This is a genomic window from Bacillus sp. FSL K6-6038 (assembly GCF_038050455.1).
GTDB classification, from domain to species: Bacteria; Bacillota; Bacilli; order Bacillales; family Bacillaceae_G; genus Bacillus_A; species Bacillus_A pseudomycoides.
Genome location: NZ_JBBOUH010000001.1, coordinates 3,925,551 through 3,941,203, shown reverse-complemented (window position 1 = coordinate 3,941,203; position 15,653 = coordinate 3,925,551). Strand labels below are relative to the sequence as shown.

At 35.8% G+C, this 15,653-nt stretch carries 16 protein-coding genes; 11 read left to right on the top strand and 5 right to left on the bottom strand.

Translation table 11 applies throughout. From position 1 onward, the window contains the following. The first annotated feature begins 202 nt into the window (after positions 1 to 202). From nagA to phnF, 3 genes are read left to right on the top strand one after another with little or no spacing between them, the layout of a single operon-like run. Positions 203 to 1,345 (top strand): N-acetylglucosamine-6-phosphate deacetylase, encoded by a 1,143-nt coding sequence (nagA, locus tag NSQ40_RS20650; RefSeq protein WP_033797066.1) that lies wholly within the window; start codon positions 203 to 205, stop codon positions 1,343 to 1,345. 4 nt (positions 1,346 to 1,349) lie between these two features. Further along, positions 1,350 to 2,138, top strand: a complete 789-nt coding sequence (gene nagB, locus NSQ40_RS20645; RefSeq protein WP_003199985.1) for a glucosamine-6-phosphate deaminase — start codon at positions 1,350 to 1,352, stop codon at positions 2,136 to 2,138. Next, positions 2,068 to 2,799 (top strand): phosphonate metabolism transcriptional regulator PhnF, encoded by a 732-nt coding sequence (phnF, locus tag NSQ40_RS20640; protein ID WP_077293862.1) that lies wholly within the window; start codon positions 2,068 to 2,070, stop codon positions 2,797 to 2,799. Before nagB ends, phnF begins: the two co-directional genes overlap by 71 nt. A 74-nt stretch (positions 2,800 to 2,873) precedes the next feature. On the opposite strand, the gene NSQ40_RS20635 is transcribed toward phnF, so the two are convergent. Then, positions 2,874 to 3,692 carry a Cof-type HAD-IIB family hydrolase gene (locus NSQ40_RS20635; RefSeq protein WP_003199988.1) on the bottom strand — a complete coding sequence of 273 codons (819 nt, stop codon included), beginning with the start codon at positions 3,690 to 3,692 and terminating at the stop codon, positions 2,874 to 2,876. Between the two features lie 165 nt (positions 3,693 to 3,857). On the opposite strand from NSQ40_RS20635, the gene glcT reads away from it, so the two are divergent. The 4 genes from glcT (at position 3,858) to ptsP (ending at position 9,214) form a co-directional block, all read left to right on the top strand. Further along, positions 3,858 to 4,706: a glucose PTS transporter transcription antiterminator GlcT gene (glcT, locus tag NSQ40_RS20630; RefSeq protein WP_003199990.1), complete on the top strand. Its 849-nt coding sequence runs from the start codon at positions 3,858 to 3,860 to the stop codon at positions 4,704 to 4,706. Positions 4,707 to 5,042: 336 nt separating this feature from the next. Then, complete coding sequence (gene ptsG / locus NSQ40_RS20625) at positions 5,043 to 7,103, top strand: glucose-specific PTS transporter subunit IIBC (protein WP_003199992.1); 2,061 nt, start codon at positions 5,043 to 5,045, stop codon at positions 7,101 to 7,103. Positions 7,104 to 7,238: 135 nt separating this feature from the next. Continuing rightward, a complete protein-coding gene (gene ptsH / locus NSQ40_RS20620; RefSeq protein ID WP_000411078.1) occupies positions 7,239 to 7,502 on the top strand; it encodes a phosphocarrier protein HPr in 264 nt (87 codons plus the stop codon). After that, on the top strand, positions 7,502 to 9,214 hold the full coding sequence (ptsP, locus tag NSQ40_RS20615) for a phosphoenolpyruvate--protein phosphotransferase (protein ID WP_003199999.1): 1,713 nt from the start codon (positions 7,502 to 7,504) through the stop codon (positions 9,212 to 9,214). Before ptsH ends, ptsP begins: the two co-directional genes overlap by 1 nt. 98 nt (positions 9,215 to 9,312) lie before the next feature. On the opposite strand, the gene NSQ40_RS20610 is transcribed toward ptsP, so the two are convergent. The 3 genes from NSQ40_RS20610 to NSQ40_RS20600 form a co-directional block, all read right to left on the bottom strand. Continuing rightward, complete coding sequence (locus NSQ40_RS20610) at positions 9,313 to 9,684, bottom strand: DUF3915 family protein (protein WP_098188349.1); 372 nt, start codon at positions 9,682 to 9,684, stop codon at positions 9,313 to 9,315. 372 nt (positions 9,685 to 10,056) lie between these two features. Further along, positions 10,057 to 10,275, bottom strand: coding sequence for a hypothetical protein (locus NSQ40_RS20605; RefSeq protein ID WP_003200003.1), 219 nt, complete (start codon positions 10,273 to 10,275; stop codon positions 10,057 to 10,059). A gap of 221 nt (positions 10,276 to 10,496) precedes the next feature. After that, entirely contained in the window at positions 10,497 to 11,114 is a 618-nt protein-coding gene (locus NSQ40_RS20600) for a nitroreductase family protein (RefSeq protein ID WP_003199861.1), read from the bottom strand. Between the two features lie 364 nt (positions 11,115 to 11,478). Between NSQ40_RS20600 and NSQ40_RS20595 the strand changes: the two genes are divergently transcribed. The 4 genes from NSQ40_RS20595 (at position 11,479) to NSQ40_RS20580 (ending at position 15,213) form a co-directional block, all read left to right on the top strand. Further along, positions 11,479 to 12,771: a GGDEF domain-containing protein gene (locus NSQ40_RS20595; protein ID WP_029426879.1), complete on the top strand. Its 1,293-nt coding sequence runs from the start codon at positions 11,479 to 11,481 to the stop codon at positions 12,769 to 12,771. A gap of 91 nt (positions 12,772 to 12,862) precedes the next feature. Then, the gene (locus NSQ40_RS20590) at positions 12,863 to 13,993 is read left to right on the top strand and encodes a serine hydrolase domain-containing protein (RefSeq protein ID WP_097786595.1); all 1,131 of its coding nucleotides are present in this window, start codon (positions 12,863 to 12,865) and stop codon (positions 13,991 to 13,993) included. 4 nt (positions 13,994 to 13,997) lie between these two features. Continuing rightward, the gene (locus NSQ40_RS20585; RefSeq protein WP_097786594.1) at positions 13,998 to 14,876 is read left to right on the top strand and encodes an NAD(P)-dependent oxidoreductase; all 879 of its coding nucleotides are present in this window, start codon (positions 13,998 to 14,000) and stop codon (positions 14,874 to 14,876) included. Positions 14,877 to 14,880: 4 nt separating this feature from the next. Continuing rightward, positions 14,881 to 15,213 carry a DUF3909 family protein gene (locus NSQ40_RS20580; protein WP_097786593.1) on the top strand — a complete coding sequence of 111 codons (333 nt, stop codon included), beginning with the start codon at positions 14,881 to 14,883 and terminating at the stop codon, positions 15,211 to 15,213. Between the two features lie 137 nt (positions 15,214 to 15,350). Here NSQ40_RS20580 and NSQ40_RS20575 read toward each other — a convergent pair whose 3' ends face one another. After that, positions 15,351 to 15,626 (bottom strand): hypothetical protein, encoded by a 276-nt coding sequence (locus tag NSQ40_RS20575; protein WP_003199868.1) that lies wholly within the window; start codon positions 15,624 to 15,626, stop codon positions 15,351 to 15,353. Positions 15,627 to 15,653: the final 27 nt, after the last annotated feature.

Here is a 15,653-nt window from a genome sequence, read left to right as displayed (position 1 = left end):
TTTTCATAAAAGATGCATTGTCTCCTTTTGGAAAAAAAGAATAATATATATTATAATTAAAGAAGATAAATTTCCTTTTTTACTAAGAGAAGAGGAAATTTCATTTGAATGTATAGACAACTACTCGTGTATATATTAAGATAGGGTTAGGCAAATAGATAATAATAACAAGTAGGTATTCCATGGGAAAGGATCGATGAAAATGAAAACGCAAGTTGTCATCAATGCCAAAATTTATACAGGTCACGAAGTAATGGGAAGTGGATTTATTCGTTACGCAGAAAAAATTGAAGAAATTGGTTTGATGGCTCAATATGTATCACAAGAAAATGAAACGGTTTTTGACGCAGAAGGAAAAATTGTGATTCCAGGTATGATCGATGTTCATATTCATGGTGGATACGATATTGATGCGATGGATGCGAATAGCGATGGGTTAGTAACTCTTGGTAAAGAAATGTTAAAAGAAGGGGTTACAACTTATTTCCCAACAACAATGACGCAAGCTCCAGAAGCAATTGAAGCGGCTTTAAGTGCTGCAAAAGAAGCGAAAGAAAAAGGAGCGCATTTTGAATATATTCATTTAGAAGGACCATATGTTTCAAAAAAACGTGCAGGGGCGCAACCTCTTGAACATATCGTTCCGGCGAATATTGAACAATTTAAACAATGGCAAGAAGCAAGTGGCAATCTAATTAAATTAGTAACGTATGCACCAGAAGAAGAAGGCGCAGTAGAATTTGAAAAGTATCTTGCTGAAACGAGTGTTGTTGGTACAATGGGCCATACAGATGCAGTTGATGCACAATTGAAAAGTAGAAACATTACACATGCTACACACTTATACAATCAAATGCGCGGTTTACATCACCGTGAACCAGGTGTTGTCGGTCACGTGTTATTGAACCCAAATGTAATGGTTGAAGTGATTACAGATGGTATTCACATTCACCCAGATATGGTGAAATTAGCATATAAATTAAAAGGTCCTAAAAAAGTAAGTGTCATTACTGATGCGATGCGTGCAAAAGGTTTAGAAGATGGATTGTATGAGCTTGGTGGACAGCCTGTACATGTGAAAGATGGCAGCGCTCGTTTAGAAGACGGAACGTTAGCGGGTAGTATCTTGAAAATGGACCAAGCATTCCGAAATGTAATTGAATTTACAGGATGCTCGATTGAGGACGCTGTACTTATGACATCAGTTAACCAAGCAGAAGAGTTTGGATTAACGAATAAAGGGGCATTAACAGTAGGAAAAGATGCGGACTTTGTTGTCATGACGGAAGATCTACATGTATATGATACGGTTCGATTAGGAATTCATATGAAGGAAGGGAAGTAAATAGATGAATATTCTTGTTGTAAAAACGCCAGAAGAATTAGCAGAAGCAGGTTGTAAATTAATTGAAGAAGTTGTAAAATCAAAGGAAAATCCAACGTTAGGAATGGCTACAGGAAGCTCTCCACTTGGTATTTATGCAGAAATGCGAAAAAATAAACTTGATACAAGCCGTGCAACCACTGTAAACTTAGATGAGTACGTAAATTTACCACACGAAGATAAAAACAGCTATCATTATTTTATGCAAGAACAGTTGTTTAATCATCTTCCCTTTAAAGAAACTTATGTACCAAACGGGATGGCAAGTGATTTAGAAGAAGAGTGCAAGCGTTATGAAGGCATTCTAGCAGCTAACCCAGTTGATCTACAGATTCTTGGAATCGGTGAAAACGGTCACATCGGATTTAACGAACCAGGAACATCTTTTGATTCTCCAACTAACATTGTTGAATTAACAGAGTCTACACGCCAAGCAAACCTTCGTTTCTTTGAAAAAGAAGAAGATGTACCAACTCATGCAATTACAATGGGGATTGGAAGCATCATGAAAGCGAAACAAATTCTACTTGTTGCTATGGGACCGAAAAAAGCAGAAGCAATCAGAGAATTATTGCAAGGTGAGTATAGCGAAGCGTGTCCTGCTACAGTGTTACAACGTCATCCGAATGTAACCGTAATCGCAGATCCAGAAGCTCTATCTTTATGCAGTGAGGCGATTGCTGATGAACATCGACAAGTATTCACCATTTCCGATCTATTATCAGATTCAAGAGTGGGTGAAACAGCTAATTGAGGACGGTGAATGGACGCCGGGAGATAAAATTCCATCTGAGAATGAACTTTGTGATAAGTTCGAAGTAAGTCGCATGACGATCAGACAGGCAATTAATAATTTAGTGGAACAAGGGTATTTATATCGAAAGCGTGGAATTGGAACGTTTGTTCAGCTTCCAAAAGTGGAGCAAAAACTGCAAGGGATGACGGGATTTACAGAGGATATGCTTTCCCGTGGTATGAAACCGAGCAGTCAGTTATTAAGCTTCCGCCTAGTTTCAGCTACTGCTAAAATAGCAGACCGGCTTAGAATTCAAGAGGGGGAATCGGTGTATGAAGTGAGGCGTATCCGCTTAGCCGATGACGAACCGATTGCTTTTGAGACGACATATTTGTCGCCAACTCTTGTAAAAGATATTAACGAAGAAATTTTGCAACAATCTTTATACGAACATTTAGAGAAAAAGTTAGGCTTTAAACTTGTTCGTGCTACCCAAGCAATTGAAGCTTCAATTGCAACGGATGATGAAGCGGAACATCTGCATATACCTAAAAAAGCACCTGTGCTTGTAATGAGACAATGGTCATATGCAGAAGGTGAATTACCGTTAGAATATGTGAAATGTATTTATCGTGGTGATCGTTATAAGTTCATTACGAGTATTTCACGAAACAAGTAGTGTATTTTATTTTGTGAAATACATTAAACTTTCAATTCATTGGGTATGTAGAGAAACAAAAATACGACTCATCCTTACAGGGAATGAGTCGTATTTTTGTTTTGTTTTGAGTTGTAAGTTACTACGTGTTCTACAGCGTCTTTTACAGAGTCTACGACATAATGTGCATGTTCTTTCACTGCATCGTCAGCTTGTGACATGGCAAAGCTATGAGATGTTAAATTGAACATAGGAATATCATTGTAAGAATCACCGATACAAGCAATTTCTTCAGGTTCTATTTGGAACTCTTGTAATAAAATAGAGATTGCTGATCCTTTGCTAATATTTGGTGGCATGACATCTAAGCATTGTTCAGCGGAGATAAAGGTACTGACTTTGCCGCTAAATTTCTCATTGATTTTTTTCTGAAGTACTTGTAAGTCTTCTTTTGTGCCTCCAACAGAAATTTTATTAGGAAAAATTGTATCATCAATTTTTTGTAATAAGTTTGGTTCTTCAACAGAAGTCATTGTAACTTGTTTCTCAAGTTCATGAATAAATGGTGTTTTTTCTTCAATGTAATAATTATATTCATCACTTACATAACGAAAATACGGTTCTTCTTTCGTCATCGCTAACAAATCTGGCAAAATGCTCGAATCAAATGTTGCAGACAATAATTGTTTATTCTCATGGGTATATACGAATACACCATTTACGCTAATGCGATGGAAGTTGGTACCAACCTCTTTCATTAAACCAGCGATTTCATTATCAAGCCTACCGGAGGCGAAACAAAGAATCACATTTTGTTCTGCAAGATTGCGAAGAGCTGTAACATCTTGCTCATCAATCATGCCGCCATGTTGCATCATTGTGCCATCAATATCGCTTACAAACATTTTAATCATGTTGCATTCTCCTTTCTATGTACATTTGCTCTTACATTATACGCATCTCGTGCAATCATGTCTAAAAAATGAATTTTTCTAAAATGGTAGATGTTTTGCATTGACGAAAAAGAAGGATGTTCTGTAACATAAAAGTAGGCTATTTAAGTACGAGGGTGGTGTTATATGAATAGTTATCTAGAAATTAAAAAAGTTTTAAATAATAATGTAATCATTGCGAGTCATCAGGAACACGAGGAAGTAGTAGTGATTGGCAAGGGAATTGGATTTGGAAAGAAAACGAAAGATGTATTAAAGGCGGAGCAAATTGAAAAAATGTTTGTTTTAAAAAATGAACGTGACCGTGAACAATATAAGCTTTTAGTGCCACATGTGAGCGAAAAGTTAATTGAACTGATGAATGATATTATGATGTATATTCAAGAAAAGGCGCAGTCACCATTAAACGAGCATATTCATATTGCCTTAACCGATCATATTTCTTTTGCAATTAAAAGACTGAAACAGGGCTTTACAATAGATAATCCTTTTTTAGTTGAAACAAAAATGCTGTATCCAGAAGAGTACAAAATTGCTGAAGGAGTTGTACAACTTTTAAATTCCCGTTTGCAAATTACATTGCCAGAAGGGGAAATTGGCTTTATTGCACTTCATATTTATAGTTCACTCACAAATTCTGATGTATCTGCTGTTAATCAAAACTCCCGTCTTATTGCAAAGCTTGTTTCATTAATTGAAACAAATCTACACCTTACATTAGATCCAGAAAGTATTCATTATTTACGCCTTATTCGTCATTTACAATATGCAATTGAACGAGTGAAAAAGGGAGAGAAGGTAGAAGAAGCACAAGGGTTTGCTGAGTTATTAAAAGCAGAGTATCCAGTTTGTTATAATCTAGCTTGGAAGCTTGTGAAGGTGATGCAGAAAGAATTACAGCTCCCTGTATATGAAGCGGAGAGTATTTATTTAACGATGCATTTGCAAAGATTAGTAAAAGCAGAACATGTGTAAAAGACATATATTTTTGTCTAAAATGAAAACGTTAAAAAAAATGATTGAATCGCTTACAATTGTTTTGTATAATAAGTCATGCAAAGTTATACAAAATTCGACAAACAAGTTAAGGCAAACAACGAAAACGTTTGCTCTAAAGTAGTGAACTTATACGTAAACCTATTTTTGACACGTGTTACTGATTCGATCAGGCATGAGTGGAGAAAAGTCAGGAATGTAAGCTAGAGAAAGGGACATACTACCCTTTGTATAGCTATCGTTCTATCTTTTTTTCCTCATGCCTTTTTGGCGTTTGTCGAAAAGCACAATATAGATAAGAGAGGAAGGGTTTTCATGTTTAAGAATATCTTTGGTGTTCTTCAAAAAGTCGGAAAAGCGCTTATGCTTCCAGTAGCAATTTTACCGGCTGCAGGTATTTTACTTGGATTTGGTAATGCATTTCAAAATCCACAGTTAACAAATCTAGTTCCTGCTTTAAAGGCAGATTGGTTTGTTCTAGTTGCAAAAATTATGGAACAATCTGGTGATATTATTTTCGCAAACCTTGCATTATTATTCGCAGTAGGGGTTGCCATCGGATTAGCAGGTGGAGACGGAGTAGCTGGGTTAGCAGCCTTCGTTGGATACTTAATTATGAACAAAACGATGAGCGTATTCTTAGGAGTAGAAAAATTTGTTACAATTGTAAGTGACAAAGTTCCAGTTAAAACTGGTTTTACAGATCAAGCGTATGCAAATGTATTAGGTATTCCGACACTTCAAACGGGAGTGTTTGGGGGTATTCTTGTCGGGATATTAGCAGCATATTGCTATAATAAATACTTCAATATTGAATTACCATCATACTTAGGATTCTTTGCAGGTAAGCGTTTTGTACCGATCGCAACAGCAACATTCTCTTTACTTTTAGGGATTGTAATGTGCTTTATTTGGCCGACAATTCAAGGTGGTTTGAATGCATTCTCACATCAAATGATCGATGCGAATAAAACGTTAGCGGCATTTGTGTTTGGTTTAATTGAGCGTTCTTTAATTCCATTTGGATTACATCATATTTTCTATGCACCATTCTGGTTTGAGTTTGGTCAATATACAAGTGCGGCGGGTGACATTATCCACGGTGACCAAAAGATCTTTATGGCACAATTAAAAGATGGTGTTGAGTTAACAGCTGGTACATTTACAACAGGTAAATATCCGTTCATGATGTTCGGTCTTCCAGCAGCAGCTTTAGCAATGTATCATGAAGCACGTCCAGAAAATAAAAAATTAGCAGCTGGTATTTTAGGATCTGCTGCGTTAACATCTTTCCTAACAGGTATTACAGAACCACTTGAATTTTCATTCTTATTCGTAGCACCAGTATTGTTCGGAATACATGCTATATTTGCTGGTTTATCGTTTATGACAATGCACATTTTAGGTGTTAAAATTGGGATGACATTCTCTGGTGGTTTAATTGACTTTATGCTATTTGGTGTCTTACCAGGCCGTACAGCATGGTGGTGGGTAATTGTTGTTGGTCTTGCACTTGCAGTAATTTACTACTTCGGATTCCGCTTTGCAATCCGCAAATGGGATCTAAAAACACCTGGTCGTGAAGTAACAACAGATACTGATGGCGCAGGGAAAACAGAAGCAGGTGAACTTCCACGTGAAGTATTAGTAGCGCTTGGTGGTAAAGAGAATATTGCTTCTTTAGATGCTTGTATTACACGTTTACGTGTTCAAGTTAACGAACAAAAAAATGTAAACAAAGATCGTTTGAAAGAACTTGGGGCAGCGGGAGTGCTTGAAGTAGGAAATAACATTCAAGCTATTTTTGGACCAAAATCTGACACATTAAAATCACAAATTCATGATATTATGTCGGGTCGTACACCTCATGTTGAAAAAGAAAAACCTGTAAAAGTAGAAGAAACTGTACAAAAAGCGGATACAAATGAAACAATTGTATCTCCGATTGAAGGTAAAATTCTACCGATTACAGAAGTTCCTGATCAAGTATTTTCAGGGAAAATGATGGGGGATGGATTCGCAATTGAGCCAGTAGAAGGAACAGTCGTTTCTCCAGTTGACGGTGAGATTGTCAATGTCTTCCCAACAAAACATGCAATTGGTATTCAATCTGAAGGTGGAAAAGAAATTTTAATTCACTTCGGTATTGATACTGTAAAATTAAATGGTGAAGGTTTTGAAGCACTTGTCACGCAAGGTGATAAAGTGAAACAAGGACAACCATTATTGAAAGTAGATATCGCATTTGTAAAAGAAAATGCACCATCTATTATTACACCAATTATTTTTACGAATTTAGGGCAAGGACAACAAGTTGAATTGAAAAAAGAAGGCAATGTCAAGAAAGGCGAAGCCGATATTATTGACATTCAGTAAGAAATTGACGCAAAATGTCTATAATTATAATAGGCGATGTGGTTGACCGAACATCGCCTATTATATACAATAGATGATGTAGTACTCACGTCTATACAACCGAAAAAATACTGTATTTAAAGGAGATAGATTATTATGGAAAAAATCTTTAAAGTAACTAGCGACTCAGGGATTCATGCTCGTCCAGCAACTCTACTTGTAAACACTGCAAGCAAATTCGGTGCTGATATTAACTTAGAGTATAACGGTAAAAACGTTAACTTAAAATCAATCATGGGTGTTATGTCTTTAGGTATTCAACAAGGCGCAGAAATTAAAATCACTGCAAATGGTGATGATGCAGCTCAAGCACTAGCAGCTATCGAAGAAACTATGAAAAACGAAGGATTAGGAGAATAATGACTCTTAACATTCAAGGGATCGCTGCATCAAGTGGGATTGCTATTGCGAAGGCTTTCAGACTTGAGAATCCTGAATTTAACATTGAAAAGAAAACGATTACGAATGAAGCTGCAGAAATTGTACGCTTAGACGCTGCGCTTGAGAAAGCAAAATCTGAACTAGAAGCAATTAAAGACCATGCTTTTGCTGAGCTTGGTGCTGATAAAGCTGCTATCTTTGAAGCACATTTACTAGTATTGAATGATCCAGAACTAGTAAATCCAGTAAAAGATAAAGTAAATAATGAAAAAGTAAATGCTGAATTTGCAATGGACGAAGTTGCAACAATGTTCATTACTATGTTTGAAAACATGGATAATGAATATATGAAAGAGCGTGCAGCGGATATTCGCGACGTAACAAAACGCGTTCTTGCACATTTACTAGGAATTAACTTCTCAAATCCAAGTACGATTTCTGAAGAAGTAATTATTATTGCTGAAGATTTAACACCATCTGATACAGCACAATTAAACCGTAACTATGCAAAAGGTTTCACGACTGATATTGGTGGACGTACATCTCACTCTGCAATTATGGCTCGTTCTATGGAAATTCCAGCTGTTGTTGGTACGAAAGTTGTTATGGAGAAAATCCAAAACGGCGATATCGTAATTATCGACGGTCTAGATGGAGAAGTAATTGTAAACCCATCTGAAGAAACGCTTCGTACTTTCGAAGAAAAGAAAGCAAAATTCGAAGAACAAAAAGTTGAATGGGCGAAATTAAAAGATCAAGCAACTGTAACAAGTGATGGGCATCATGTTGAGCTTGTTGCAAACATCGGAACACCAAATGATGTACAAGGTATCATCGACAATGGTGGAGAAGGCGTTGGTTTATACCGTACAGAATTCTTATATATGGGTCGTGACAATCTTCCAACAGAAGAAGAGCAGTTCGAAGCATATAAAGCAGTTCTTGAAGGTGTAAAAGCAGATCAACCAGTTGTTGTTCGTACACTTGACATCGGTGGAGATAAAGAGCTTCCATACTTACATTTACCAAAAGAAATGAACCCATTCTTAGGTTACCGTGCGATTCGCTTATGCCTTGAAGAACAAGATGTGTTCCGTACACAACTTCGTGCATTACTTCGTGCAAGCGTATATGGTAATTTAAAAATTATGTTCCCAATGATTGCAACTCTTGATGAATTCCGTCAAGCAAAAGCAATTTTATTAGAAGAGAAAGAAAGACTTGTTCAAGCTGGTACAACTGTTTCTGATGCTATTGAAGTAGGTATGATGGTAGAAATCCCCGCTTCTGCAGTATTAGCAGATCAGTTTGCAAAAGAAGTTGATTTCTTCTCTATCGGAACAAACGACCTAATCCAATACACAATGGCTGCAGACCGTATGAATGAACGTGTATCTTACTTATACCAACCGTATAATCCATCTATTTTACGCCTTGTAAAAATGGTTATCGATGCTGCTCATAAAGAAGGAAAATGGGCTGGTATGTGTGGTGAGATGGCAGGAGATTCACTTGCAATCCCGTTACTACTTGGATTAGGATTAGATGAATTCAGTATGAGTGCAACATCTATCCTTCCTGCAAGAACACAACTAAGCAAGTTGTCAAAAGCACAAATGGAAGAGTTAGCACAAAAAGCATTAACAATGTCAACTGCTGAAGAAGTTGTTGAATTAGTTAAAAGCATCTAATAATAAAAGAAAACCTGAGCCGATTGAAATCGGTCTCAGGTTTTTTTATATACTAAATTTAGATTTGATTTTTATGATTTTGAGGATACGAAGCAGAATTAGATAGCGATTGCTATGATATCCTCTGGGCAAACACGTAAAATACCTGTGAATTTACTTGTGTTCATGTTATTTTTATCATCTTTATTATCTTTGTCATCTCCCGTATTTAAAGCGGAGAAAAGAGCAACGCCGTTAGAAAACCCTTCAAAAATAACATTTCTGAAAGTAACGTTACCTTTAATAGTTAAAAGAGAAATTTCTGTTCCGATTGCAATGTGTCTAAGGACATTACATACATGGTGTCTTTCTTTTTCTTTTTCTCTTTCTCTTTCTCTTTCTCTTTCTCTTTCTCTTTCACGATCACGATCACAGCAATGACCACGATGACATTCTCTAAAATCTTCACGACATCCAAAAGATCCAAACATAATTCTCATCACCCCCTTCACACTTATAATGTATGTAAGTTGTATATGTGGTGATTGGACCGAACGTGGAATTTTTACTGGGATATTTTCTTATTTTAAATAACTAGATGGGTATTTGTTACTTAATGGTATTTGGATAAGGATAAATGACAGGGGGAGGGAGGTCGAAACCTTTATTATTGTTTTTTTTCTTTATTCAAGGATCTGAAATTCACGGGTAGTTTTTCCTTATTTATCCCGCTATTTGAGAGCAGTAAGACCCCCACTGGTTATGATCATCTTTGAATCAATAAAAATCTTTAGGTGAGTCTTACTATCCACGCATAACTGGATACATAGAAAAGGATACCTTTATTTATAACGAGGTATCCTTTACACTTTTTTACTTTTATATAAAACGATTGCATATACGGGAAGAGCCAACAGTAATGGTACGATAGACTGTGAGATATGTAATCCTTCTTCTAGCTGGAGTGCTTTTTCTTTTGGGAATTGTAGCATTGTAATATTTGTGGCATCTCCAATAAAGTATAGAAGCAGTACAGTTACGGCATAGCTTAAAAATGCAATAAAGCTTCCATATGAATTCAATGAAAATCCCTCTCTTGTTATCTATTTGTTACTATTGTATCATAATTGTAACAAAAATACATCCTTTATATTTCATTGTATAACAAAATTCGACAAAATACTGTGATTTTAAAGGGGATAGAGAAATAAACTACTGTTCATATATGTTGGAATATTACAAAGAAATAACATAAAAAACGAAGGGAGATACCCTTCGTTTTTTTATGTTATTGTGGGGCTGTTTACTTTGCCCATTCCGTTACTTGTTCTACATTCATACGTGGTGCTGGATGTCCTTTTAATGTAGATTCACCAATTGTAATTAGCATGATAGGTACATAACGAGAAGAAACATTAAATTCTTCCATTAGTGCTTGTGGGTTAAATCCACCGATTGCACAAGTGTCCCAGCCAGTTGCCTTAGCTGCAAGCATAAGTTGCATTGCGGCTAAGGATGCATTAGAGAAGGCTGCATCTCGTGGATATTGTTCACGCTTATATGCAGATTCAATATTTTGTGCCAAACGTTCTTTAGCTTCTTCTTTCATAAATCCTTGCTCTACGATAGGTCCATATACAGAATCGATGTTTTTATTTGCTTCTAGATCACCTAAAATAGCGACTACTGCAGAAGCATCAAGAATTTGTTGTTGATTATAAGCGATTGGATGTAAACGGCTTTGTACATCTTTACCTTGGAAAACAAGAAACTTCCAATGTTGTAAGTTCCAAGCTGATGGTGCTTGACCAGCTGCTTTCAAAATTTCTTGTAATTCCTCTTTTGAAATTTCTTTTTCAGAATTGAATGCACGATTAGATGTTCGTTCATATAGAACAGTAAAGAAATCTTGCTGTGTCATAATATGCCTCCTAAGTTTTATGTGGATTTATAAAAAATACCATATGTAACAATTTTGTACTTACATTTTGTAAGTTATCACTGTAAAAGAATATAATATCTTTATTTTAATTGTCAAGTTGTTGAGAATAGAAGAAAAAGGGGACATTCGTACAATCGCTGTCATTCATGTAGTCATACAATAAAAAGATGATTCGCAGATCAAGAAGAAATATGTAAAGTGAAGCTCCTGTCAGTGGGAGAGTTCTTTGTTCCTGCTGATGCTCAGCCCTCACCAATCGAGTTCTTTTGATAACGGCCCCTTATAGAAAAGTAAAGTGAAGAATTCAGTAGAACAGGATATATGAAGTGAGTGAAGACCAGTGGTGAACATACTACATTTTTTATTAGAGAATACGGTTTTTCAAAATGTATTACAGGATCTCCATGTAAATGTACTTTATATAGAAGAAGGATGTAATCACCAGTATACGATTGATGATATACATCCAAAATGTATGTTTATAGCAAATAGTTTTGAAGAAGGGGAAATGTTATTTGAAAAAGTGCGACCACAAATTGTGATCATTTATGTGTCGAATGGTGCACAAGTAGAGTGTATAAAACACATATATAATTCGATGAGTTCTTTTATTGTTATCTGGGATCAGCCGGTGACTTCAAAATTTGTAGAGTTGCTTACAATAGGAGTACGAAATATTGTTATAGCTCCTGTTACACCACAGGTTGTGCTGGAAGAGGTAAACAAAAGTCTCTATCAATTATCACTATTGCAACAAGTGACTATTCAACAAGAGCTTCTTCAAATGATGTTTGATTTTCAAAATGATTTATTATTCATTGTAGAAGATGATGAGATCGTCGACTGTAATACGAACTTTTTGAGTTTTTTTGGATATGAAAATTTATTTTCATATCATGAGAATCACATGGTATTTGCGGAACATTTTATTCAAGAACATGGATATTACGCAACAAATCACGATATAACTTGGCTTGATGATTCTTTAGCGCAAGCGAGAAAAATAAAAATGTATAGTCATGAAGGCGAAGCGTTTGTTTTTTTATTACGTGCTACACCTGTACCGGAAGATTTGTCTAGGTTTATTGTTAAGTGTACAGATATTACGGAATTAGATGAATTATATCAAGAGCAAGAACAGCTTGCTGCAATTGATTCTTTAACAGAAATATACAACCGTTTGAAGTTTCAACAATTATTAGAAGAAAAATGGAAAAGTGAGAAACGAGTAAATCAAACGATGGCGCTTATTCTTTTTGATATAGACGATTTTAAAAAAGTGAACGACACATATGGACATGATTTTGGTGATTTAGCATTAATTCAGTTAGCCGAACTGATGAAATCTAAAATAGCATCCCAACATATTTTCGCGCGGTGGGGTGGAGAGAAATTTATTATATTAGTAATAAATACAACGGAAAAAGAGGCTTTCCAAGTTGCTGAATCGCTACGTTTTTTTATTGAAACGAAACAATTCTCTAGCATTTCAAAATTAACCGCAAGTTTTGGAGTTGCTTTATATGAGCAAGGAATGACAAAAGAAGAATTGATACAGCGAGCAGATATTGCTTTATATGAAGCGAAAAAAAATGGCAAAAACCAAGTACGTTTATATAGAAAAGAAAAAATGTGATTTTTTCGCAACAAAGTGTTGCGATTTTTTTCTGTTACCCGATAATAGAAAGAGGGGCCATTTATAAGGAAGTAACTGCGGAGGTTTTTGAATGATAAAAAAATTGATTATTATGGTCTTGATTTGCTTTATAGTATGTGGAAGTGTGTATTACTTTTTTTATATACCCAAGAAGCAAGAAGCATTAACTTCGAAGGCAACTCCTTCTGTCGAGTCTGAGTTACAGGATAATTTAGAAGAAAAAAAGGAACCGCCAATTGATTATGCTAGTGTGGCACAAAAGTTAGATCAATATTTAAAAGATAAAGATTTTAATGGAACGGTTCTTGTCACAGATAAAGATCGTGTTGTGCTGAATAAAGGGTATGGATATGCAGATGTTCAAAGTAAAATTGAAAATACACCACAAACAAAATATCGCATTGGTTCCATTACTAAGACTGTTGTGGCAACATCGATTTTACAGTTGCAAGAGCAGGGAAAGTTAAATATTCAGGACAATGTAAATAAATATATACCTTTATTTCCAGCAGATAAAAATATCACATTATACCATCTTCTAACACATACTTCTGGTTTACCAGAGAAGGGAAAGGGAAAAGTGAATGCTGCATCACGTTTGAATTTGGTTACTTGGATTGGAAAGCAGCAAGTAGCTTTTCCGCCAGGAACTGGTTGGAAATACAGTGACTATAATTATATGGTGCTTGCTTATATTATAGAAAATATATCTAAAAAGCCTTTAGGAGAATATGTAAAGGAAAATATATTTGCACGAGCGGACATGCATGAATCAGGTATGGGAAATATGGTGCCAGGAGAGCAACATTTCACGCAAGGGTACAAAAAGAAAGACAATGTACTTGTACCAGCACCAAAATTAGCAATGAACTGGCTATATGGCTGTGGTGAGATGTATACTACAGTTGGGGATATGAAGAAGTTAGATGAAGCAATTATAAATGGAAAACTTCTTTCAGAGAAAAGTATACAAGTGATGTTTACACCATCATCCGAAAAGAAATATGCATTTAGTTTCTATATATATCCCGCTTATTTTCATAACCATGGTGTAGTTGCTGGGTGGAATACATTTAATAACTTTAATAAAGATAAGGGAACGTTTGTTGTTTTATTTTCAAATGTGCAAAATGGCATAAATGATGATTTTAATAAGGAATTTCGGAAGATGGTCAGCGACTTATTAGAACAAAGGGGATGAGTAGATGAAACAAGTAATTTCATCAATTGGTTTTATCGGTACAGGTGTTATGGGGAAAAGTATGGTACATCATTTATTACAAGGTGGTTATACAGTATATGTGTATAACCGTACGAAAGAAAAAGCAACTTCCTTATTAAAAGAAGGGGCACATTGGTGTGATTCACCAAAAGAATTGGTGGAGAATGTAGATGTTGTTATGACGATGGTAGGATATCCGCATGATGTAGAAGAAATCTATTTTGGAACAGAGGGAATTCTGGAACATGCAAATGAAGGGACAATTGCAATTGATTTTACAACCTCTACACCGACGTTAGCAAAACGTATATATGAAGCTGGAAAGAAAAAGAGTGTACATACGCTAGATGCTCCGGTATCAGGAGGGGATATTGGAGCAAAAGAAGGCAGACTTGCTATTATGATTGGTGGAGAGCAAGAAGTATATGAAGTATGTCTCCCTTTGTTTGAAAAACTAGGAGAGAACGTTCAGTTACAAGGGCCAGCGGGAAGTGGACAGCATACAAAGATGTGTAATCAAATTGCAATTGCATCGAATATGATAGGTGTTTGTGAAGCGGTAGCGTATGCAAAGAAAGCAGGTTTAGATCCAGAGAAAGTACTACAAAGTATTTCAACTGGAGCAGCTGGTAGTTGGTCATTAAGTAATTTAGCTCCACGTATGTTAAAAGAGGACTTTGCACCAGGATTTTATGTGAAACATTTTATGAAGGATATAAAAATTGCGTTAGATGAAGCTGAAAAGTTAAAGTTACCTGTACCTGGATTAGCTCTAGCAAGAGAGCTATATGATGAATTAATAGAAGAGGGAGAAGAGGATAGTGGCACACAGGTGTTGTATAAGAAATATATAAGGGGGTAATGTGATGAATTTAGAAAAGTTTGACGGGATGATTGATGCTGTACAGCGTGCGACTTGTATGCCAATCAATGATAAGCAACAAGCAGCATTTAAACAAAAGTATGATTTTGAGCCAACATTTGAATATGGACGTGATGAAAGCGGCCATTACGTGATTCGAACATCAAAGAAGATGTTAGAAGAAATGGAATTTTATTTAGCTTTAAAGTATGATCGGGAAGGTATTGACCTTTATATGCATGCTGAAATTGATGGAGTATGTTATGTATCTGTTAGCTACGGAGAAGATGCTCTTCACTTACAAGAACTATTCCAGTTTTTGGAATATAATAAATAAAAAGTCCTCGTTTGAGGACTTTTTATTTTGTTTAATATATTTTTTAGGAAAATTGGAAGCTAATTTTGATAAAGGCAGGTTGTATTAAGGTAGATGTATTGTGAGGATATAAAAATGTGAGATACAATGTAATGGGATTATAAGCTAGAAGCACGACGAGAGCGTTCGATTGGAAATGGAATGATTTTGGCCATATGATTGCGACTAAATTGCTTTGTACGAGCGTGACGTAATATATATAATGCAAAGAGAATAGCGATAGGTATAGCACCGTACAAACCAAAAAGTAAAGCGCTTACAGAAGATGCGACAAAACCTAACATACCGATTTCTAATTCCTCCATAATTGCCCCGAGAATAGCAGGAATAGCTCCACAAGTAACCCCAAGTATAAGTGCTATAATTAAATTCATGTTCTTCCTCCTCTTTTTGCGGTTTTC